The following is a 20347-nucleotide window of genomic DNA, read 5'->3' as shown; positions in this document are numbered from 1 at the left end:
GCCCTACTCCGCCATCTCCGCCGGTGTCGACGGGCCGGCCAGCGGCCGCTCCTCCATCGCAACAATGCAAAGCGCGGCGCAGGCCAGGAGCGCGGCGGCGGCGCCGAACACGTAGCGGAATGCGGTGATCATGTCGGCTATTGGTATCGCATTCGCCGGTCCCCGGTGTTCGCCGAGCGAGATACCGGCGCCCAGCGCCATCAAGAGGATCGCGCTGAAGGCAGCGACCGTGAACGACGACATCAGCGCCCGGAAGAAGTTCATCGCCCCGGTGACGGTGCCGATCTGCGGGCGCGCCACCGCGTTCTGCAGCGAGACCACGCTGACCGGGAACGTCGTGCCAAGCCCAAGCGCGAACAGCGACAGGACGATCAGCAAGCCCCACAGCGGCAGCGTCGTCACGGTCAGCACCATACCGAAGATCGCCGCCGCCGAAGTGCCCACGATGGCCACACGCTTGTAGTGCTTGGCGCGCGCCATGGTCCGTCCGGCGATCGCGGCACCACAGGTGGAGATCGCGGCGAGCGGAATCAGCGCAAGCCCCGCTTCGCTCGCGGTCAAATGATAGACGACCTCGTAATACAGCGGCAGATGCACGGTCAGCCCGGTGATGGCGCCGAGCGCGCAGGCGCCCGCCACCATGGCGTAAGGCACCACTGTTCCGCCGAGAAGCGGCAGCGGCAGGAACGGCTCTTCGGCATTGCGCGCGTGCCAGACAAAGGCGAGCGCCAGCGCCACCGAAGCGCCGATCATGGCCATGATCGCGGGCGACAGCCAGGCATAACGGTTGCCGCCCCAGGTGAGCACCAGCATGACCACGACGGCTGACGCCATCAGCAGCACGCCGCCGAGCCAGTCGACCTTGCGGCGGCGGTGGAACACCGGGATCTTGCCCATCTTCGGCAGCAGCAGAAACATCGCGCCGACCGCAAGCGGCACGTTGATCCAGAAGATCATCGACCAGTGCAGATGCTCGGCGAACACGCCGCCGAGCACAGGGCCCATCAGCCCAGCCGCCATCCAGACGCCGCTGAAATAGGCCTGATACTTGCCGCGCTCGCGTGGGCTAACCACGTCGGAGATCACGGTCTGCACGACCGGCATGATGCCGCCGCCGCCAAGCCCCTGCAGGCCGCGCGCAACGATCAATACCGGCATGTTCGGCGCCACCGCGCAAAGAATCGAGCCGACCGTGAACAGGGCAAGCGAAACCGTGATCATGACGCGGCGGCCGTAGATGTCGCTCAGCGTGCCGAACACGGGTGCAACCGCGGTCGAGGCCAGGAGATAGGCGGTGATGACCCAGGATAGATTGCTGACGTCGTTGAACTGGCGGCCGATGGTTGGCAGCGCCGTCGCCACGATGGTCTGGTCGAGCGCCGCCAGGAACATCGTCAGCAGCAGGCTCATCAGGATGGTGCGGACCTCGTCCTGGGTCAGCGGCGCGGGCGGCGCGAGCGGCGGCGCGTCGCTGACCTCGATGACCTCTGTCGTGATGCGCGAAAGCTCGCCGCCGATATCGTCGGGCAATGTCGTCTGGTCGGCAGGTTCACGGCCCTGCCGCTGGTGCTGGTTCATGTCGGACGTAATATTGTTCTGCGCGACCAAAGCCGCCGAGATGGATTCGCCATATAGCGAGCACCTTAGAGGGCAAATTCCTCTCGGGGCAGCGCCTCGTGCGCATGGGTGCATCCCGCGAGAATATCGTCGCGTTTCCGTGATCGATCAGGGCGGGAGGGTCAGGCTTTGGGCCGCTTCTTGAGCCGCGCCCGCTTCGGCAACAAGGCCGGCCATTGCACGATGTGGTCCTCGAGCTCTTCGTCGGGGATCTCGTCCTCGGTGCCCTCGACTCGCCCGCGCACCGAAACGCCGGCTTCATGCACGGTATTGGGATCGCCCGAGATCAGCGGATGCCACCAATAGAGATCGCGTCCCTCGGCGACCAGCTTGTAGCCGCAGCTCGGTGGAAGCCAGGTCAGGGTGCGGACGTTCTCGGGCGTCAGGCGGACACAATCCGGAACCTTGTCGGAACGGTTCTGGTAGTCCTTGCAGGTGCACAGGCCGGAATCGAGCAGCTTGCAGGAAACATGGGTAAAGTAGATTTTCCCGGTATCCTCGTCTTCGAGCTTTTCCAGGCAGCAGCGCGCGCAACCATCGCACAGGCTTTCCCATTCGGCGTTGGACATCTCCTCCAACGTCTTGGTTTTCCAGAAGAAACCCTCCTGGCCGGAAGGCGATTTGCGCGGCGCGGTCATGCAATCAATCGTTTTCTCGGGTCGGTCGGCTGCGGCCCTTCTAGGAGGTCCGGCAACGGAAGCGCAAGCGGGGCTCACTACGGAGCCAAAAGCCAACGGCAGCGTTAGGCCTGACCGTCAAAATGGTGAGCGAGAGCATTGGTTTATAGCCCCCGCTCGGATAGAACAATGGCGAGTCCCCGAGGCCGTAAAAGCGCCTTGGGTTTGCCGCAACGTCCAAGCAAGACGTCTCGACCGGCCCCGCCGGACGCGACCAGAACAGATCAAGGGCCCCGGTGCGCCAGATCGTACCTCCAGAATTGAAGCAGAAGATCCGGAACTTCCTTCTGGATCTGGATGCGCGTATCGACTCGACGCTGTTCTCGTCGGGCAAGGGCCTGCGCGAGCTGTACGAGCGCTACTCCACCTTCATGGACCGCTTCTATGTCGGCCGCTGGAAGCGCTGGGTATTCATCGAGCCATTTTCGGAAGCCGCCACCATCGGCCTTGGTGGCCTGATCGTGATGCTGGCGCTGGCGATCCCTGCGTTTCGCGAGACCGCCGACGACGACTGGCTGAAGAAATCCGATCTCGCGGTGCAGTTCCTCGACCGCTACGGCAACCCGATCGGCAACCGCGGCATCAAGCATAACGACTCGATCCCTCTGGAAGATTTTCCGGACAATCTGATCAAGGCGACGCTCGCGACCGAAGACCGCCGCTTCTACGACCATTTCGGCATCGACTTCCCCGGTACCGCGCGCGCGCTTGTGACCAACGCGCAGGCCGGCGGCGTGCGCCAGGGCGGTTCTTCGATCACGCAGCAATTGGCGAAGAACCTGTTCCTGAGCAACGAGCGCACCATCGAGCGCAAGGTGAAGGAAGCTTTCCTTGCGATTTGGCTCGAGACGCGGCTGACCAAAAACGAAATCCTGAAGCTATATCTGGACCGCGCCTATATGGGCGGCGGCACGTTCGGCGTCGACGGCGCGGCGCATTTCTACTTCAACAAGTCGGCGCGCGACGTCACTTTGGCGGAATCGGCGATGCTGGCCGGGCTGTTCAAGGCGCCGACCAAATACGCCCCGCACATCAACCTGCCCGCCGCCCGCGCCCGCGCCAACATCGTGCTCGACAACCTCGTCGATGCCGGCTTCATGACCGAAGGCCAGGTGTTCGGCGCCCGGCGCAACCCGGCCTTCGCCGTCGACCGCCGCGACGAAAACTCGCCGAACTACTATCTCGACTACGCCTTTGAGGAAATGCGCAGGCTGGTCGATACCTTCCCGAAATCCTACACCGAGCGCGTCTTCGTGGTCCGTACCTCGATCGACATCAACGTGCAGCGCGCCGCCGAGGAAACGGTTGAAAACCAGCTCCGCCAGTTCGGCCGCGACTACCACGCGACGCAGGCATCCGTCGTGGTTGCCGACCTCGATGGCGGCGTCCGCGCCATGGTGGGCGGACGCGACTATGGCGCGAGCCAGTTCAACCGCGCGACCGACGCCTACCGGCAGCCGGGCTCCTCGTTCAAGCCCTATGTCTATGCGACGGCGCTCATGAACGGCTACACCCCGAACTCGAAAGTGGTCGACGGCCCGGTCTGCATCGGCAACTGGTGCCCGCAGAATTATGGCCACTCCTATTCCGGCTCGGTGACGCTGACCCAGGCGATCACCCGCTCGATCAACGTCGTGCCGGTGAAGCTGTCGATTGCGCTCGGCGGCAAGGTGGCGAACCCGGCCAAGGCTGGGCGTGCCAAGATTACCGAGGTGGCACGCCGGTTCGGCCTCACGGCGCCCCTGCCCGATACGCCCTCGATGCCCATCGGCTCCGACGAAGTCACCGTGCTCGAACACGCGGTCGCCTACGCGACCTTCCCGAACAAGGGCAAAGCGGTGAAGCCTCACGCGGTGCTGGAAGTGCGCACCGGCGCCGGCGACCTGGTCTGGCGCTTCGACCGCGACGGCAAGAAGCCGGTGCAAGCCATTCCCGCCTCCGTCGCCGCCGACATGTCGGAAATGATGAGCCATGTCGTCAGCGAAGGCACCGCCCGCCGCGCCGCGATCGACGGCATCCCGACCGCGGGCAAGACCGGCACCACCAACGCCTACCGCGACGCCTGGTTCGTCGGTTTCACCGGCAACTTCACCTGCGCGGTCTGGTACGGCAATGACGACTACTCGCCCACCAACCGCATGACCGGCGGCTCGCTTCCGGCACAAACCTGGCACGACATCATGGTCGTCGCGCATCAGGGCGTCGAGGTGAAGGAGATCCCAGGCTACGGCATGGGCACGAAGCAGCCCCAGCCCACCCAATCCGCCAGCGCCGCGGCCAATGGCGCGGCACGGGTGCTGGATACCAAGCCGGGGCCGCCGCCAGTATTGACCAAGCGCGGCGCGGATATTCTGGTGCGCGTCGAGAAACTGCTCGACGAGGCCGGGAGGGCCGCGGGCAAGACCTCGTCCAACGACCAGAAGCAGCCCTCCAAGCCGATCACGTCAGGCGCGCTGGCGTTCCCGGAGAACTATGTGGCAGCCGCTGGCGAGCGGGCCGCGCCGGCGGAGCGGAAGAATTAAAAGGCATGATCCGGCAGAATCTTAACCGGCGTTCCTCGGAACAGATGCGAAGCGTCCGCCCCGACATGTTCGAAACAAGAGCAGCGCTTCAGGTTTCGGATGAAGCCGGTTCAAGCGGAACCTGACGCCGTGAGATTTCGGAGCACTGGCCTGTGCGGCTGATCTTCATCACCTTGCTGGCATTGGCGCTTGCCACGGCCGTAGGTCTCGGCTCGACCTACCTGACGGCGACGCGCGGCACCGATCTCGGCACGCTCACAATCGGCGCCTGGACCGCGCGGCCCAAGGCCGGCAGTTCCGAAATCGATCCCTATTCGCGCGCCTCGATTGCCCGCAGCGGCGAATTGCCTGTTGGCACCGGCGACGGCATCGCCTTCACGGCCACCACCGACGACAAGAATAAGCCGCTCGACGGGCGCTGCGACGTCATCGTCAGCGGGGTGACGCCGGCGGCCCGGTTCTGGACGCTGACGCTGTTCGACCGCAAGGGGCATCTGGTCGCCAATTCGCTGCAACGCTACGGCTTCACCAGCCAGGAAATCGTCCGTGGCTCCGACGGCGGGTTCGAGATCCGGGTGGCGGCGCGCTCGCGGGCCGGCAACTGGCTGCCGACCGGCGGCATCGAGCGCTACGCGCTGATGCTGCGGCTTTACGATACGCCGGTCGGCGTTGCGACGCGCACGCAGCGCGACGCCCCGATGCCCGCCATCACCACGGTGAACTGCCCATGATCCGGCTGGCATTCACCATCATCGCAGGCGTGCTGCTGGGCGGCGTGGTGCATCTCGTCAGCGTGCTCGCGCTGCCGCGCATCGCGACGCAAGACGCCTATTCGCGGCTGACGCCGATGACCAAAGAGAACGCCGTCACGGCGCTGCCGCTCGCCGAACCGAACAACGCGCCGATGCCGTTCATGGACCCGGCCTTTGCGGTCGCGATCTGCCGCTACGACCTCTCGGGGGGACCGCTCAAGCTGACGGTGCCGGTCAGTCAGGCCTATACGTCGGTGTCGTTCTATACCCGCAACGAAGTCGCCTACTACGCCATCAACGACCGCTCGGCCGGCCGCAAGGTGATCGAGCTCGATCTGATGACGGAGGAGCAACACGGCGAATTGCCGGAGGATGAGGAAGTCACCGCTGCCGACCGGCTGATCATCGACTCTCCCACCACGACGGGCCTGATCGTGCTGAAGGCTTTGGCGCCGGAACCCGGCCTGATGCCGCAGGCGCAAGCCGCGCTCGCGGCGTCGCGTTGCGCCGTAGAGACCGAGCCGACGCCGGCCAAGCAACCCGAACCGCCCCCGCCGGCGCCGCCCCCCGCGCCACGGTCCAAGCGCTGATCACGGGCTGCTGGTGAGCAACACATCCCCGTGTTGCCCGCAACGGCAGCCCTCGCAATCCATGGGATCGTGGCTGTTGAAGACCGTCACGGCATCGCCGTGCTCTGTCTTGAGCGTTCGTAGCCGTTCCTGGTTTTCGATGCGCATCGCACGATCCATGTCGGCGCGGCGCTGAAGCATCCGAACGTTTGCGTAAGCCTTGATCACTGCGTGGGAATTGCCGATCCCTTCGTATGACCGATCGCGCCTGCCGCATTCTGCGGAACAAATCAACGTGCTCGTGCGTCGCGATGGTGACATAACGCCGTTGTTTATCGTGCCTGCCCTTTAGGAGCGAAGAGGAGCCGATCGATGAAAGCCGAAGACGCCGCCGACATGATGGATCAGGAGAAGGCGAACGACCGCTTCAAGCAGCGCGCGGCGGTCGGCATCGCCATTCTGGCGATGCTGCTGGCCATCACCGGGCTTGGCGGCGCCAACGCCGACAAGGAGGCGACCAACAACAACATCTATGCCGCGAACCACTATGCCTTCTACCAGGCCAAGAACATCCGCCAGACCGACTACAACCTCGCGGCCGACGCGATCGAACTGGCGTTCCTGCAGGACGGAAGCCTCAACGCTGAGGCCAGGACGGCCCTGAAGGCAAAAGCGGAGGCCTATCGCAAGACGGCGGCACGCTACGAGTCCGAGCCCGAGACGCAGGAGGGCAAGAAGGAATTGATGGTGCTGGCCAAGGACTACGAGAGCAGGCGCGACCATGCGCTGAAGCAGGATCCCTACTTCGACTATGCCGAAGCTCTTCTGCAGATCGCCATCGTGCTGATCTCGGTCTCGATCGTCGCGACGCTGCCCTGGCTTGCGATCGTCGGCGGCATCGTCGGTGCCGCGGGTGGCCTGCTGATGGTCAACGGCTACACGCTGGCGGTCGAGATACCGTTTCTGGCAGCATAGAGGTCCCCACGCGGATAGTGGTGCAAGTGCTGTTTGGCAAGAACGAGGGGAGCGACGACAATGTGACGCAGGCACAAGCCGCGCTCGCGGCGTCGCGTTGCACCACGGAGATCGAGCCGCCACCGGCCAAGCAACCCGAACCGCCCCCGCCGGCGCCGCCCCCCGCGCCGCGGCCCAAGCGCTGATCACGGGCTGCTGGTGAGCGACACATCCCCGTGTTGCCCGCAACGGCAGCGCTCGTAATCCACGGGATCGTGGCTGTTGAAGATCGTTACTTGATCGCCGTGCTTTGCCTTGAGCGTCCGCAAGCGCTCCTGGTTTTGGATGCGCATGGCGCGATCCATGTCGGCACGGCGCTGAAACATGCCGAGCACCAGCGGCATTCGCGGCGGGGTCTGCATCTGGGCATGGAAGAAATACGCATCGCCCGCGTGCAGCAGCCATTTGTCTCCGCTCCGCACCGCGATGCCGCAATGACCTGATGTATGGCCGGGCAGCGGGATCATCAGGATATCGGGTTCGCGGTCGCCGAGCGCGCGCACGCCCTTGAAACCGAACCAATCCTCGCCACCCTCCCCGTAGAACGCCCAATCCGGACCGTGCTTCCACTGATCGGTGATGTAGCGGCCCTTCGGCGCGGGCGCCGTCCGCGCCACCGCCATGTCGTATTCGCGGCGATGGACATGCACCTTCGCATTCGGGAAATCCGAAATGCCGCCGGCATGATCGCGGTCGAGATGCGTCAGCAGCAGATGCCGCACGTCGCCTTTCGAATAGCCGAGCGCCTCGACCTGCCGCACGGCTGTCTCGGCCGGGATCAAGCCGCGGTGTCGTCTGCCGGACCCATTTGGGACCGAGCCGCGGCGGGTTCGCGATGTCGTCCAATCCGATGCCGGTATCGACCAGCGCCAGCCCGTCATGGGTCTCGACCAGCAAGCAATGACAGACCATCCGTGCCCGCTGGAAAATGCTGCCGGTGCCGTTCACCAGACGCCGGCCGATCGGGCACATGGTGCCGGTGTTGAGATGATGGACGCGCATACGGGTGCTCCTCTGCTCGGATCGAGGTGCTGGCTTGCCATCCGATCTCTCATAGGTAAAATATTGATATCCGATAGTATCAATAGGATAGGCCTATGGATATCCGCGAGCTCCGCTACTTCGCCGCCGTGTTCAGGGAGCGCAACCTGACAGCAGCCGCCAAGCGCTGCTTCATCTCGCAGCCCTCGATCTCGGCCGCCATCACCAATCTGGAAGCCGAGCTCGGCACGGCGCTGTTCATCCGGCACAAGAAGGGCGTGGCGCCGACGGAAGCCGCCGAACAATTCCACGCCGTTGCCCGCCGCATCATCGACGAGGCGGACGCTGCGAAAAACCTGTTCCGAAAACCTGCAACGCGAAACGAGCTGACGCTCGGCCTGATGCGCACGCTCGACCGTCCGCGAACCATTGCGCTATTGAAGCCGCTGACCGGGACTTCCGACATCGCGCTGCGGCTCGTCGGCGTCGACGATGCCGCGGATGCGCGGATCATCTCCAAAAACCTGCTGCGTGCTGATGAGCATTTCGTTCCGCTCTGGGTGGAGCGCTACGTCGCAGCCCTGCCGCCGTCGCATCCGCTGACGCTGAAGGAGCGGCTGCGCACCTCCGATCTCGCCAGCGCCGCCATGGTCGATCGCTGCCATTGCGAGCAGAGCGAATTCTTCAGTCGCGCTGCATCGCCGTCGCGCGTGCCCGCGGCGATTGCCGAATCGGAAGACTGGGCGATGGCGCTCGTTGCCGCCGGCGTCGGCATTGCCATCGTTCCCGAAGGCGTGGCGCGCGCCAATTCCGACGTCGCCGTGCGCGAGATCGATGTCGACGTGAAGCGCGAGGTCGGCCTCGCCTACAGCGCGGCGCGACCGCCGTCGGAGGTGCTGCAGAATTTTATCGCGAAACTGCAGCGGCAACGGCCCAAAGCGAGCCGCACCAAATCGGTGAGGAAGACTGATTCACCTGGTTGAAGACCCCTGTTGCCGGCACGGTGAAAGAACCCTACTTCGTGTCGAAGACTCGTAACTCCGCCGTAGCGTTAGCAACTGTCACACCTTCGGCATCGATAAGATCAGCCTCTACAATGAGGTCGCGATCTGTACGGGCGACAATCCTTGCCTTGGCCGTTATGGGTCCCACACCTGCGGGTCTGAGAAAGCGCGTGTTCAAACTCTTCGTAACTACGGTCTGATTTGAGGGAAGCGCCGCCAACGCGCCGATCCCCGTGGCCGAATCCAGCATTGCTGCCAAAAAGCCGCCCTGGATTGTTCCATGCCTATTGGTGAACGAAGGCTGAGCCTGGAAGCGAATCAGGGCTACCTCACCAGTATCGTCAAATCCAAGCCATTCCCGACCAAGCAGTTGAGCACCGGGTGGACAATGCGCCAATTGATCACCCAAGTCGCCACTCCTCTTAAGTATCCGGTACATCGTATCAGCTTGTCCCGCTATTGTAAGGCGCTTCGCCTGAATTGGAATCAGGTAGCACCTCTTAGCTTGGCAGGGTCACCGCTCAATGAACGAAGACTATCTTGAAATCGAACGGCTGACCGCGGAGTCAGGCCTCGCAGCAACCATCGCCGCGCTGCAGTTCAAGTTTTGGGGTCCTCTCACTGGCTTCAATTCGACAGAAGAATACGAGCGCTTTCTATTTGACGCAGCTCGTTCAAGCCCGCTCCCGGCCGTTCTGGTGGCTAGGCGCGGCCCACGTTTCCTTGGATCTGTTAACTTGCTCACTTCCGAGATGAAGATACGTCCCGCATTTTCACCTTGGATGGCTCAGTTGTTCGTCACTGACGAAGCACGCAGCCGAGGTGTCGGAAATGCGCTTGTTGGTGCTGCCGTCACTCACGCCGCAGACTTAGGATTTCGACGCATTCATCTCTATACGTCCGGAACATTGCCTTCGTACTATGCCAGGCTGGGTTGGAAGCAGATCGAAGAGATTGAGTACCTTGGTAAGGTGCGTACGGTGATGGCATTCGATTTGTGCGCCGACAGAGTGTCGAATGAATCGCAGTCATAACTCATAGAGAGTGTGCGCCTACCCCTTCACCGTCACCGCGCGCCCGATCACGGGCTGGGCCGCAACTGGCGGATTGGCTGTTTGCGCGGCGAGTTCGCCGATCAGACGGTCGGCATCGGCGGCGATACCGTCCGGCGCGTGAATCACCAGCCGCTCCAGTGCCCAGCGATACGACGAGATACGCCGCTCCAGGCATTGCTGAACCCACTGCACGATTAGCGTGTTCTCTTCCATACGCGCGATCGCATCCGCCTGTTCGCGCGGCGACAATTCCGACACCATCTTCAGGCTGGCGCTGCGCTTGCGGTCGAGTTCTATGACGCGGATGGCGGAGGCGAAGAACGGCTCGAACCTCGTGATGTCGTTGCGAACGTCCTCGATCAACTGCTGATAACGCGATGTGTGCGAGCGGTGCGGCTCGTCGATCAGTGCGCGTCCGTAGGTGGTGCGGTCGAACACCACCTTCTGCCGCCATGGCGAGGGCAGCGGCTGGTAATCGCCGAACACGCTCTTCCAGGCCGGCCGCGAATGCGGCGGTTCGATCAGGGGATAGGCGAGATCGCGAAGCTGGCGTTCGTTTTCGGTGAGTTGGAAGTGTGAAGGCTTGAGGCCGATGCTGGCCGTGGCCTCGGCGCCGAGCCAGCGGTGCATGTCGTCGTTACGCATATCGGCGCGGGTGCGGCCGAAATCGCCGCCGCTGCAACCGCCGAGCGCTGCACCTACAACAAGCAGCATGAGAGCCGGGAGTGACCGAAGCCCGGTGGTCCGGATCGGGAGGCACTTTTCCGGCATTGCAAACGTCCGTCGTTCAGGGGCGCCGACGGCGACGGCGACCGGGCGCCGTCCCCTCTTCCGGCCCGCGCCCATCACCGGTTCCGCCGGCTTCGCGTTCGATACGGACAACAGGAAGAATCAGCACGGTACCCAGGCCATCGCGTGGAGCGCCATCCATGGCTGAGCCCGGCCGTCGCGAAGCCGCATCCGCCGGAAATTCAATGATGGTGCCCATATTCCGTTCTCTCTGGTTGCCGCCGACACCACTTGGCCGGCGACACGCCATCATTCAGAACAGAACGTGGTTAACGGCATCTTAATTTGTGCAGACGGTACAGTTACGGGTTCGGCGGCTCTACTCCGTTCGAAAAGCTCGCATTTTATCGAATTCCTTCACGGGCTGTTTTCCTTAACCAACCATTAAAGCGCGCTGCGTAGCCTGACGCGAGGGATTACCGAAGTCGCGTACACCTGACATGACTGCAGCTCCATTGTTTCCGGGATTCGACGGGCTGATGACGCTCTCGCGCCGCGAGGGCGTCGATATCCGCCCGACCTTGCTGCGCGTGCTGACCGACCTCTATGTCCAGGCCAGCGCCCATTCCGCCGACGAGGAGCGGCAGTTCATCGAACTGACGTCCCGCCTGATCGACCAGGTCGACGACGCCACCCGCGCGGCGGTGCGGGCGCGGCTCGCGATCTATCCGGCGACACCGGCCGAGGTCATGGACAGGCTTGGGCTGCGGCGTGCGCACCCCGACCAGCCCCTGCCGCTCGCGGCTGCAATCACCGCTCCCCGGACCGACGCGCCAACGGTGAAGGCGCCGACCGAGGCGCAGTTGCGGATGGCATCCAATCTGGCAATGCGGCCCAACGATGCTGCCGAAATCAGCGACATGTTCTTCACGGCCGGCCCCAGCGAGCGCGCGCTGATCCTGCACAATCTCGCCGATACGCCGCTGAAAGCCTCGGCGCGAATTCCCGCAGCCCGCGCCGCCCGCGCGCTTCATATCCTGGAAATGGCCGCGTTCGCCGAGGACGCCGAAAGCTTCGCGCTCGAACTCGGCGACGCCCTGATCCTGCCATCACGGATCGCAACGCAAGTTGTCAATGATCCCGGCGGCGAGCCGCTGGCATGCGCAGCGAAGGCGCTCGACATGCCAAGTGCAATCTTCCAGCGCGTGCTGTTGTTCCTTAATCCGGAATTCGGCTCATCCGTGCACAACGTCTATCGCTTGTCGCGACTTTACGACCGCTTGAGCGAACGATCCGCGCTCGTCATGCTGGCCGCATGGCGCGGCTCGACCATGGCAGTCAGCCGCGCCAAATATCGCGCCGCGCTGTACGACGAAGAACGGCACCGCGCGCGTGCGGCGGGTTCGCAAACACGTTCCGCGGTGCAGCCTGGAACCGCGCCGGCCATACGCACCGGCACCGACGGCTCGAAGCGCTAACCCTTCGCCAGATCCAGGAAGTGCCGCCCTGCGCGATCTTCGGTCTCGACGATCCAGGCGTCGGGATCGAAACGGAGTTCCTTGGCGAGACGCTCCTCCACCGATTGCTCGGGCACCGGCTGCGGCGAGGCCGGCGCGAACAGCCGCTCGGCTGGACGACTCTCGTCATAGACGGTCTGCGGCGCAGGCGCATACAGCATGGCGTTGCCGTCGAGCAGCGCCACCTTGACGAAAACCGCCCCCGCCTCCTCAGCCCCGCGCTTGCGCACGGCGCCAAAAATTCCCTCGTTCTGACAGCGGCGCAGGTAAGCGGCCACCCAGATGCTTGATTTCAATCGCATGTGACGAACGATAGGCCAGCGACCAGGCGGAAGCTAGTCGATCGGGTGCCCGATCATCGCCGTGAGCTCCTTCACCAGGCGATCGGACATCTGGCCGGTCACCGGCAGCTTGCGGTCGCGTTCGAATTTCGAGATCGCGGCCTGGGTGTCCGCACCGACCGCGCCGGTCGGCTTCAACTGGCCGTAGCCATATTGCGTCAGCGCGCGCTGCACCGCCGCCACGCGGCGCGCGCCGGCGCTTTGTCCATTCGCCGGAATCGGCGCCGGCGGACGCACCACATTGCTAGGCGGCGCGGCGGGCGCGCCGGTCGACTTGACCACCAGATTGGTCATCGAATCGGCGTTCTTGGAATCGTTGTTCCTGGAATCGTTGTTCTTGGAATCATTGTTCCTGGGCTCGGCGCTCTTGGCCTCGACGTGTTTGGGATCGGCGCCCCTCACCTCGACCGGCCTGATTTCCGGCGGATCGGAATCGACCGGCCTTGTTATTTCGACCGGGCGCGGGCGCGGCAGCGGGCTCACGACGGCAGCTTGCGGCGCCGGCAGCGTCACGACCGAGCCGAACATCGGCGAGGGATGGCGGCCGGCCTGCAGGAACAGCGCATTGGCGACGATGGCGCAGATTGCGGCAGCCGCGAGCAGACCCGCGATCATGTCTTTCGGACTGTGCAGGAGAATGCGCGTCACGAGGCCGCGCTCTTCCTCCGCTGCTTCGATCGCAACCGCTTTCGCGCCGCGACGGCGGCGGCGCGGCATCTCGTCATCGTCGTCAATACGCCTAGGCACTTTTCTTCACCTGATGGACTTCATCCTGAGCTTCGGGAGATTCGGGTCGCAGCGCCGGCTTCAGCGTCGCGACGTTGTTCGAAGTGGTCAGCGACGGCGCAAAGTCAAGCGGCAAGGTAACAGCCACCGTGGTACCCTCGCCGACTCTGCTCTGCACGTTCATCTCGCCGTTGTGCAATCCAACCAGACCTTTGACGATCGACAGGCCGAGGCCGGTGCCTTCGTGCTTGCGCTGATAGGTCTTGCCGGCCTGGAAGAACGGATCGCCGATCCGCGCGAGATCCTCGGCGGCGATACCGACCCCGGTATCGGTGACACTCAGCATCAGCCGCGATCCCTCGACCGCGGCGGAAACCGTCACGCTGCCGCCGCGCTCGGTGAACTTGATGGCGTTGGTGATGAGGTTCAGCGCGATCTGCTTGAAAGCGCGGGGATCGCCGTTCATCACAGGCAGGTCCTCTGCTGCTCGGGTGATCAGGTCGACGCCATTGTCGCGCGCCTTCAGCGCCAGCAAATCGCAGCAGTGCAACAGTGCCGCACGCGGCGCGAACGGCTCCGGCGAAATTTCGAAATTGCCGGTTTCCATCTTGGACATGTCGAGGATGCCGTTGACGACCGACAACAGATGCTGGCCGGAATCGTTGATCAACTGCGCGTATTCCCTGCGGCGCGCGGCGTCGAGCATCATCGCCTCTTCGTGCACGATCATTTCGGAGAAGCCGATGATGGCGTTCAGCGGCGTGCGCAGTTCGTGACTCATGGTAGCGAGGAACCGCGTCTTGGAGGCATCCGCCTGCTCGGCGGCGGTGCGCGCCGTTTCAAGGGCCTGCTCCTGGATCTTGCGGTCGGTGACGTCGCGCATCACGGCGACGACGTCGGCCTCGGGCGAAACCTGCTCGAGCGGTCGGCAACGCATCTCTACCCAGATGAAATCGGCGGAAGCGTTCTGGCCGCGGACCGCGTCGCGGCGCAGGCGGAATTCGACGCTGCGCTGCTCGCTGCCGCGCGCGGCATCGGACAGTGCCGTGAGATAGGCCGGACGATCGGCGACATGGACGCGGTCGAACAGGCCATGGCCGGTGAGCCGGGCGCCGGGCGTGCCGAGCATGGCTTCCGCCGCCGGCGAAATGAACTCCACGGCGCCGCTGCGGTTGTGACGCGAAATAACGTCGCTCATGTTTCGCGCCAGCAAGCGATAGCGGTCTTCCTCGAGATAAAGCAGCGACACGGAAGTGCGCGCCAGCGATTCCGCGCTGACGGCCAGTCCCGCCGCATAGAGCGTTGCCGAAGCAACGCCGGCACCCATCAAGACGGTGCGCAGCGCCGCGTTCGGCTCCGCCATCGGCAGCAGGTGAAAATGCCCGAGCGCGATCAGCGAGGCGGCGCATGACAGCGCAAGCGCAGAGGCAAACACGACCACGCGGCGCGAGGCCGACAGCGCCGCTTCCAGGGGAACGACGATGAGCCAGACCGCGGCGAACGATTCGATGCCGCCGGTGGTCACGGCGACCATCATGACAAGGCCCGCCAGCGCCAGCGCGGACAGGATATGCGCGCCCTCGTAGCGGCCGGTGCGCGACAGGAACCAGGACAACAGGATGGGTGCGATCAGCCAGGCGAAGGCAGCGACCTCGAGCGCCGTGGGCGCACCGCGCATCGCCAGATAGACCGGAAAGGCCGCAAGCGCCACCAGGCTGCCGAGCAGCCGCGGCGCCATGAAAGCGCGATGACGCGCACTCGTCAGCGCATCATATCGTGCCGAGGGATGCAGCAGCGCATCGAGACAATCGCGGATGATACTCAAAACAGTCACGGCTCTCGCGCTTCGGCTTGTTCGTCAGACAGACGCGCCGGAACGCCCCCTTAATCTTTGCGTCACCGTGTCAGAGTGAGCTTAAGCGAACGCTAAGGCCCGGCGCATGGCCGACCAACAACGCGCATCCGCGGAGTTTTGACGTCTCACACGACGGTCATTCGACCCGGATGGTGAACGACAGGTTTCCAGCGCGATCGATCTATGGTTTCGAAATGGTGGACGCGCGAGCGGCGCGAATTTTCGCGCGGCGGTGATCGTCAATCGAAAATTTACGCCGAATCGAATCGTTGCGGTTTTCAGAAAATTTTCGGCGATTTTACCTCAATGCAAACACTTGCGATTTATCGAGGGCTGTTAGTCAGAAACAAAGCTAGCGGACTTAACCGCAACACAACCATAAGAGACGACCGGGGTCGCGAGATGTTTTTTCTGCTTCGCATGGCATTCTGGCTCGGGCTTGTGCTCGTGCTGTTGCCCAGAGAAAAGACGCCTGAATCGGACAAGGTGTCGCAGATCGGCGCGTCCGAGGCCGTATCGGCTGCGACCGCCGCCGTCTCCGACATGGGACAGTTCTGCAAGCGCCAGCCGGCGGCCTGCGAGGTCGGTGGCCAGGCCGCCACCGCGCTCGGCCAGCGCGCCCAGGACGGCGCCCGCCAATTGTACAAGATCATCACCGACAAGAAGCCCGAGCCGCCCGCCGTCCCCGACAAGAAGCCCGACCATACCAGCTCGATCGGCACCGCCGGCGACGCCGAGGCCGTCATCGCGGCCGCCTCGCCCGCTGATGCGCTGACGGAGGACGATATGGCGATCGAATGGCGGATGCCGCGGACGCCCTTGGCTTCAAAATAAGGCCGCGGAACCGGTTCCGTTTCCGTCGCTTTCGTTCAATCCGCATCCTATATAAGGCTTACGAAAACGGACGTGGGCCAAGATGACGATCGACGAAATCAGGGACAATTTCGAACTGCTTGACGAGTGGGACGACCGCTACCGGTACGTCATCGAACTCGGCCGCACCCTCGACCCGATGCCGGAGGCCGAGCATTCCGCCGAGAACAAGGTCAATGGCTGCGTCAGCCAGGTCTGGCTCTCCAGGCAGATCGACCGCAGCGGCAACGGCGAACCGAGGCTGAAATATCTGGGCGACAGCGACGCTCACATCGTGCGCGGCCTGATCGCAATCCTGCTCACGCTCTATTCCGGCCGCACGCCGCAGCACATCCTTTCAACCGATGCGCTCGAGGTATTCGACGAATTCGGATTTCGCGAGCACCTGACGCCGCAGCGTTCCAACGGCCTACGTTCCATGGTCGAGCGCATCCGCGCCGACGCGCGTGAGGCGCTTGCCGCGGCCTCGTAATAGATAGGCCTATATTTGGCGCGTTTTCTTCACGCGAACCGGTTCCCACTTCGCTTGAAAACTTGGCTTACTTCCGCTTCCGCGCCTGCTGGCCAAGTCCCATCTTCTTGGCGAGTTGCGAACGCGCCACCGCGTAGTTCGGCGCCACCATGGGATAATCCGGCGGCAGCCCCCATTTGTCGCGGTATTGCTCCGGCGTCATGTTGTACTGCGTGCGCAGATGGCGCTTCAGCGACTTGAAGCGCTTGCCGTCCTCCAGACAGACCAGATATTCCGGCGTCATCGACTTTTTCACCGATACGGCCGGCTTGGCTGGCTCGAGCGGGGTCTCGGGCCGGCCGCTCGACACCCGCATCAGCGCGGCATGGACCTGGGTGATTAGGTTCGGGATTTCCGAGGCCTGGGTCGGATTGTTGCTGAGATAGGCCGATACGATATTGGCGGTCAGTTCGACGGGCGTCTTGCCTGCGGGATCGGTCATGGCTCAACCTTCTGGGATCACTATGCATCTGTACGGTTCGGACAGTATCCAACCGCACCTATACATCGGCGGCATCCTATACAACTTGGCGTATATGAACGAAGTGCCGGGAAATTGACAAGAACGGCGCTGCTTTATTTCCAATAGTCGCCGTCCGGCAAGTATTGCCGGTTCAGGACCGCTGATCGAGATGCGCGCGCAGTTCGTCGATCGAGGCGAAGCGCATCATCCCCTCGGGCATCTGGGCCTCGATCGAACCGTCGGAGTAGAGGGAGTAGGCCATGCCATCGACGACGCCGGACTTCAGCACTGTCACCGCCGGCTGATCCTCCGTGCGCGGCGGTCCACCATTGGCTTCCGCGGGCGCCGGGGGAGTGCGGCCGCCGCGGCGCTGCAGCGGGGTTTCGCTGGGCTTTGCGCGCTCCGCTTTCGGCCAGGTATCCTCGAACGACGGCCGTGGCGGTTCGGCCGGCTCGACCGGCGGCACGGCGGGTGGATTGGAACGAAGGTCCGATGACAAAAGGTCCGGCGGCAGCAGCTCACTGGCGCGCCCCTGCGTGCGCTCGCGCTCTCTTCGTGACGTCGAGGAAAACAGCAAATTGCGCTTCGGTTTCGGAGCCGATGGTGGGGTTTCGGGGTGTGTCGGCTCAGGGATCGGATGATCCCGCAGGACAGCCTCGTTCTGCCAAGGCGGCGGTGCCGCTGGCGAGAAAGGCGGCGGTGCGGTTGGGGAGAATGGTCCGGGACCAGTGGGCTGCTCGGCGGCCGGGAAACCGCCGCCGAATGCAGCGGAATCCCGCGTCGCCGCAGCAGGAAGCACCGGCCGCACCGCAGCCTCGCCGCGCGCTTCAGGCATACTAGCGCCGAGCCGCCGCGCAACGTTCTTCAGCTCCCGGACCGCTATCCAGAGCGCGAGCATGATCGCGCCGGTGCAGACGCCGATCACGCCGGCGATGATCAGCGTGTTGCCGGTGCTGAATTCCTTGATCGGTATCCCGAAGCCGATCGCCAGTAGCCCCGCCAAAACGAGGCCGATCCCGGCGACCAACATAACAACCATCATTGAACTAACCCCTCAGCCGCGCCCGAAACGCTCGCAAGCCGCCCAAAGCCACGATACCGTCATATTATGCGCATCGCCACCCCGCCAATTGCACACCGGGTTCCGTATGGCGTTGTTCGGTTGCAGGAATTCTGACAGGAATCCTGGTCGCAGGTGTTTCGTGCCATTCAGGTGCCGTTCACTCCGGCACCCGTAACTTTACCGCCTACCAATTACTGCCCTTTTGTTGCATTGCATCAGGGATTTACGCCACAATTCCCAATTACTTGGTAATGGAACTGCGCTATATGGGTACCCGGGGAATGAGGCTCAAGAATATCCAAGCTGGGCCATAGGGGACGCTGGGTTACCAATCGCCATGTCATCCATTACGACTTCTGCTCTCGATACGCCTGCGCGGCGCTCGGTGGAGCGGACCTGTGACGACCTCGCCATCTTCGCGTTGGCCGTTGTCACGCTCGTTGCTGGCCTGACCTTCCGCGACTATGGGCTGGGCTGGGACGACTACACGCACGCCGAATATGCCGATCTGCTGCTGCGGATGTACGGTTCCGGCTTCACGGACACCGGCGCGTTATCGTTCGCCAATCTCTACATGTATGGCGGCGGCTTCGACATGGCGGCGGCCCTGCTGCACAAGGTCATTCCACTCGAATTGTTCGAAACGCGCCGCCTGCTCGGCGCCGTCGTCGGCCTGATCGGCCTTGCCGTGACCTGGCGGCTGGCGCGGCGCGTCGGCGGCCCGCTTGCCGGGCTCGCGACGCTGCTGCTGCTGGCGCTGTGCCCGACCTTCTACGGGCACATGTTCATGAACCCGAAGGACGCGCCGTTTGCCGTCTCGATGGTGATCCTGATCCTGGGTCTGGTGCGCCTCGCCGAGGAGTATCCCGCGCCCTCACCGCGTACCATCCTGATCATAGGCCTCGGCGCCGGTCTCTCGATCGGCTGCCGGATTCTCGGCGGGCTGGCGGTGGTCTATGCGATGGTGGGCTTCGTCCCGCTGTTGATCGAGGACGTTCGCACGCAAGGCTGGCGCGAGGCGATCCGCCGCTTCGCCCATGTCGTGTACGTCCTGGTCCCGGGGCTCGTGTTCGGATACCTGATCATGGGCCTGGTGTGGCCGTGGTCGATCATGGAGCCCGGCCATCCGTTCCAGGCGCTGACCTATTTCTCGCATTTCTTCGAAAAGCCCTGGAAGGAAATGTTCGACGGCGCGCTGGTCTCGGTGCCCGACATGCCCTGGTCGTATCTGCCGACGCTGTTCGCGCTGCAGCTTCCCGAGATATTGCTCGCACTTCTGATTGGCGGTGTCGTCGGCACTTTCATGTCGCTGTCGCGCGCTGACGTAGCTGCCCGCCGCAAAACCATCCTGTTGATGCTGACGCTGGCGGCGACACTGCCGCTGGTGATCGCGATGGTGAAGCGGCCGGCGCTCTACAACGGCATCCGGCATTTCATCTTCGTCGTTCCGCCGATGACGGTGCTTGCGGGCGTCGCGTTCGCCTGGGGAATGAAATGGCTGAAGCAAAATCGCCGCAGTTGGCAGCCCGCCGCGCTTGCGGTGTTCTCGTTCGGTTTGCTGTTGCCGCTCAGCGAGATGATCCGCCTGCACCCTTATGAATACACCCATTTCAATCACATTGCCGGCACGGTTCGCGGCGCCGACAAGATGTTTATGCTGGATTACTGGGGGCTGGCGCTGAAGCAGGCTTCCGACGGTCTGCGCGAGGATCTGGTCGAACGGCAGGAATTTCCGCCACTGGGACGCAAGTGGAAGGTCGCGGTGTGCGGCCCGCAGCGTCCGGCGCAGGTGGCGCTCGGCCCGGACTTCACGATCGGCTGGGACAGCCAGTCGGCCGACTTCGCGATGACGCTGGGCGAGTTCTACTGCAAGGGCCTCACCGCGCCCGTCATGGTGGAAATCAAGCGCGACGATGTCGTGTTCGCGCGCGTCTACGACATCCGCGGCCGCGCCATCTCGACGTTGCTGGCAATCCCGGCGCCCTGATCCCGCATAACAGCCGCGCCCGGCCCGTGCCTTGCTGCTGAGCTGGCGCAGGGCTACGTTCGTTCCCGAAAATCAACAACTCTCGAGCGCG

Annotated in this window: 22 protein-coding genes; 10 read left to right on the top strand and 12 right to left on the bottom strand. The window is 63.7% G+C overall.

Annotation, left to right across the window (positions count from 1 at the left end; all coding sequences use genetic code 11):
* Positions 1 to 3: 3 nt before the first annotated feature.
* Both V1277_RS24960 and V1277_RS24955 read right to left on the bottom strand, forming a co-directional pair.
* Positions 4 to 1578, bottom strand: a complete 1575-nt coding sequence (locus V1277_RS24960; RefSeq protein WP_334418579.1) for an MDR family MFS transporter — start codon at positions 1576 to 1578, stop codon at positions 4 to 6.
* A gap of 161 nt (positions 1579 to 1739) precedes the next feature.
* A complete protein-coding gene (locus tag V1277_RS24955) occupies positions 1740 to 2255 on the bottom strand; it encodes a YcgN family cysteine cluster protein (RefSeq protein ID WP_334418578.1) in 516 nt (171 codons plus the stop codon).
* Positions 2256 to 2530: 275 nt separating this feature from the next.
* Between V1277_RS24955 and V1277_RS24950 the strand changes: the two genes are divergently transcribed.
* The 3 genes from V1277_RS24950 to V1277_RS24940 all read left to right on the top strand — a co-directional run bounded on the left by V1277_RS24950 (position 2531) and on the right by V1277_RS24940 (position 6158).
* Positions 2531 to 4816: a transglycosylase domain-containing protein gene (locus tag V1277_RS24950; RefSeq protein WP_334418577.1), complete on the top strand. Its 2286-nt coding sequence runs from the start codon at positions 2531 to 2533 to the stop codon at positions 4814 to 4816.
* Positions 4817 to 4968: 152 nt separating this feature from the next.
* Positions 4969 to 5547, top strand: a complete 579-nt coding sequence (locus V1277_RS24945; RefSeq protein ID WP_028348906.1) for a DUF1214 domain-containing protein — start codon at positions 4969 to 4971, stop codon at positions 5545 to 5547.
* Entirely contained in the window at positions 5544 to 6158 is a 615-nt protein-coding gene (locus V1277_RS24940) for a DUF1254 domain-containing protein (RefSeq protein WP_334418575.1), read from the top strand. The genes V1277_RS24945 and V1277_RS24940 overlap by 4 nt, the downstream gene beginning before the upstream one ends.
* Here V1277_RS24940 and V1277_RS24935 read toward each other — a convergent pair whose 3' ends face one another.
* On the bottom strand, positions 6159 to 6305 hold the full coding sequence (locus V1277_RS24935) for a hypothetical protein (protein ID WP_334418574.1): 147 nt from the start codon (positions 6303 to 6305) through the stop codon (positions 6159 to 6161).
* 204 nt (positions 6306 to 6509) lie between these two features.
* Between V1277_RS24935 and V1277_RS24930 the strand changes: the two genes are divergently transcribed.
* Positions 6510 to 7112 (top strand): DUF4337 domain-containing protein, encoded by a 603-nt coding sequence (locus V1277_RS24930; protein WP_334418573.1) that lies wholly within the window; start codon positions 6510 to 6512, stop codon positions 7110 to 7112.
* A 185-nt stretch (positions 7113 to 7297) separates the two neighbouring features.
* Here V1277_RS24930 and V1277_RS24925 read toward each other — a convergent pair whose 3' ends face one another.
* The gene (locus V1277_RS24925; RefSeq protein WP_334418572.1) at positions 7298 to 7912 is read right to left on the bottom strand and encodes an MBL fold metallo-hydrolase; all 615 of its coding nucleotides are present in this window, start codon (positions 7910 to 7912) and stop codon (positions 7298 to 7300) included.
* A 336-nt stretch (positions 7913 to 8248) separates the two neighbouring features.
* Here V1277_RS24925 and V1277_RS24920 point away from each other — a divergent pair, with 336 nt between their 5' ends.
* Positions 8249 to 9115 (top strand): LysR family transcriptional regulator, encoded by an 867-nt coding sequence (locus V1277_RS24920; protein WP_334418571.1) that lies wholly within the window; start codon positions 8249 to 8251, stop codon positions 9113 to 9115.
* Between the two features lie 31 nt (positions 9116 to 9146).
* Here V1277_RS24920 and V1277_RS24915 read toward each other — a convergent pair whose 3' ends face one another.
* On the bottom strand, positions 9147 to 9545 hold the full coding sequence (locus V1277_RS24915) for a PaaI family thioesterase (RefSeq protein WP_334418570.1): 399 nt from the start codon (positions 9543 to 9545) through the stop codon (positions 9147 to 9149).
* Positions 9546 to 9660: 115 nt separating this feature from the next.
* On the opposite strand from V1277_RS24915, the gene V1277_RS24910 reads away from it, so the two are divergent.
* A complete protein-coding gene (locus tag V1277_RS24910; protein WP_334418569.1) occupies positions 9661 to 10170 on the top strand; it encodes a GNAT family N-acetyltransferase in 510 nt (169 codons plus the stop codon).
* An 18-nt stretch (positions 10171 to 10188) separates the two neighbouring features.
* Here the strand turns inward: V1277_RS24910 and V1277_RS24905 are convergent, their stop codons facing one another.
* Complete coding sequence (locus V1277_RS24905) at positions 10189 to 10962, bottom strand: hypothetical protein (protein WP_334418568.1); 774 nt, start codon at positions 10960 to 10962, stop codon at positions 10189 to 10191.
* Positions 10963 to 10978: 16 nt separating this feature from the next.
* Positions 10979 to 11179, bottom strand: a complete 201-nt coding sequence (locus tag V1277_RS24900) for a hypothetical protein (RefSeq protein ID WP_334376426.1) — start codon at positions 11177 to 11179, stop codon at positions 10979 to 10981.
* Positions 11180 to 11420: 241 nt separating this feature from the next.
* Between V1277_RS24900 and V1277_RS24895 the strand changes: the two genes are divergently transcribed.
* The gene (locus V1277_RS24895) at positions 11421 to 12398 is read left to right on the top strand and encodes a DUF2336 domain-containing protein (RefSeq protein WP_334418566.1); all 978 of its coding nucleotides are present in this window, start codon (positions 11421 to 11423) and stop codon (positions 12396 to 12398) included.
* Here the strand turns inward: V1277_RS24895 and V1277_RS24890 are convergent.
* From V1277_RS24890 to V1277_RS24880, 3 genes are read right to left on the bottom strand one after another with little or no spacing between them, the layout of a single operon-like run.
* Entirely contained in the window at positions 12395 to 12739 is a 345-nt protein-coding gene (locus V1277_RS24890; protein WP_171708571.1) for a DUF1491 family protein, read from the bottom strand. The genes V1277_RS24895 and V1277_RS24890 overlap by 4 nt on opposite strands.
* Before the next feature lie 33 nt (positions 12740 to 12772).
* Complete coding sequence (locus tag V1277_RS24885; RefSeq protein ID WP_334418565.1) at positions 12773 to 13525, bottom strand: peptidoglycan-binding domain-containing protein; 753 nt, start codon at positions 13523 to 13525, stop codon at positions 12773 to 12775.
* Positions 13518 to 15338, bottom strand: coding sequence for a PAS domain-containing sensor histidine kinase (locus V1277_RS24880; protein WP_334418564.1), 1821 nt, complete (start codon positions 15336 to 15338; stop codon positions 13518 to 13520). Before V1277_RS24880 ends, V1277_RS24885 begins: the two co-directional genes overlap by 8 nt.
* Positions 15339 to 15761: 423 nt before the next feature.
* Here V1277_RS24880 and V1277_RS24875 point away from each other — a divergent pair, with 423 nt between their 5' ends.
* Positions 15762 to 16193 (top strand): DUF5330 domain-containing protein, encoded by a 432-nt coding sequence (locus V1277_RS24875; RefSeq protein WP_334418563.1) that lies wholly within the window; start codon positions 15762 to 15764, stop codon positions 16191 to 16193.
* Between the two features lie 82 nt (positions 16194 to 16275).
* The gene (locus V1277_RS24870; protein WP_334418561.1) at positions 16276 to 16704 is read left to right on the top strand and encodes a SufE family protein; all 429 of its coding nucleotides are present in this window, start codon (positions 16276 to 16278) and stop codon (positions 16702 to 16704) included.
* 67 nt (positions 16705 to 16771) lie between these two features.
* Here the strand turns inward: V1277_RS24870 and V1277_RS24865 are convergent, their stop codons facing one another.
* Both V1277_RS24865 and V1277_RS24860 read right to left on the bottom strand, forming a co-directional pair.
* Positions 16772 to 17185 (bottom strand): MucR family transcriptional regulator, encoded by a 414-nt coding sequence (locus V1277_RS24865; protein ID WP_334418559.1) that lies wholly within the window; start codon positions 17183 to 17185, stop codon positions 16772 to 16774.
* A gap of 172 nt (positions 17186 to 17357) precedes the next feature.
* Positions 17358 to 18248 carry a DUF308 domain-containing protein gene (locus V1277_RS24860; protein WP_334418558.1) on the bottom strand — a complete coding sequence of 297 codons (891 nt, stop codon included), beginning with the start codon at positions 18246 to 18248 and terminating at the stop codon, positions 17358 to 17360.
* Between the two features lie 358 nt (positions 18249 to 18606).
* On the opposite strand from V1277_RS24860, the gene V1277_RS24855 reads away from it, so the two are divergent.
* The gene (locus V1277_RS24855) at positions 18607 to 20256 is read left to right on the top strand and encodes a glycosyltransferase family 39 protein (RefSeq protein ID WP_334418557.1); all 1650 of its coding nucleotides are present in this window, start codon (positions 18607 to 18609) and stop codon (positions 20254 to 20256) included.
* The last annotated feature ends 91 nt before the right edge of the window (positions 20257 to 20347 follow it).

This window comes from Bradyrhizobium sp. AZCC 1588 (genome assembly GCF_036924735.1).
GTDB lineage: Bacteria > Pseudomonadota > Alphaproteobacteria > Rhizobiales > Xanthobacteraceae > Bradyrhizobium.
This window is presented reverse-complemented; position numbering and strand designations above follow the sequence as displayed.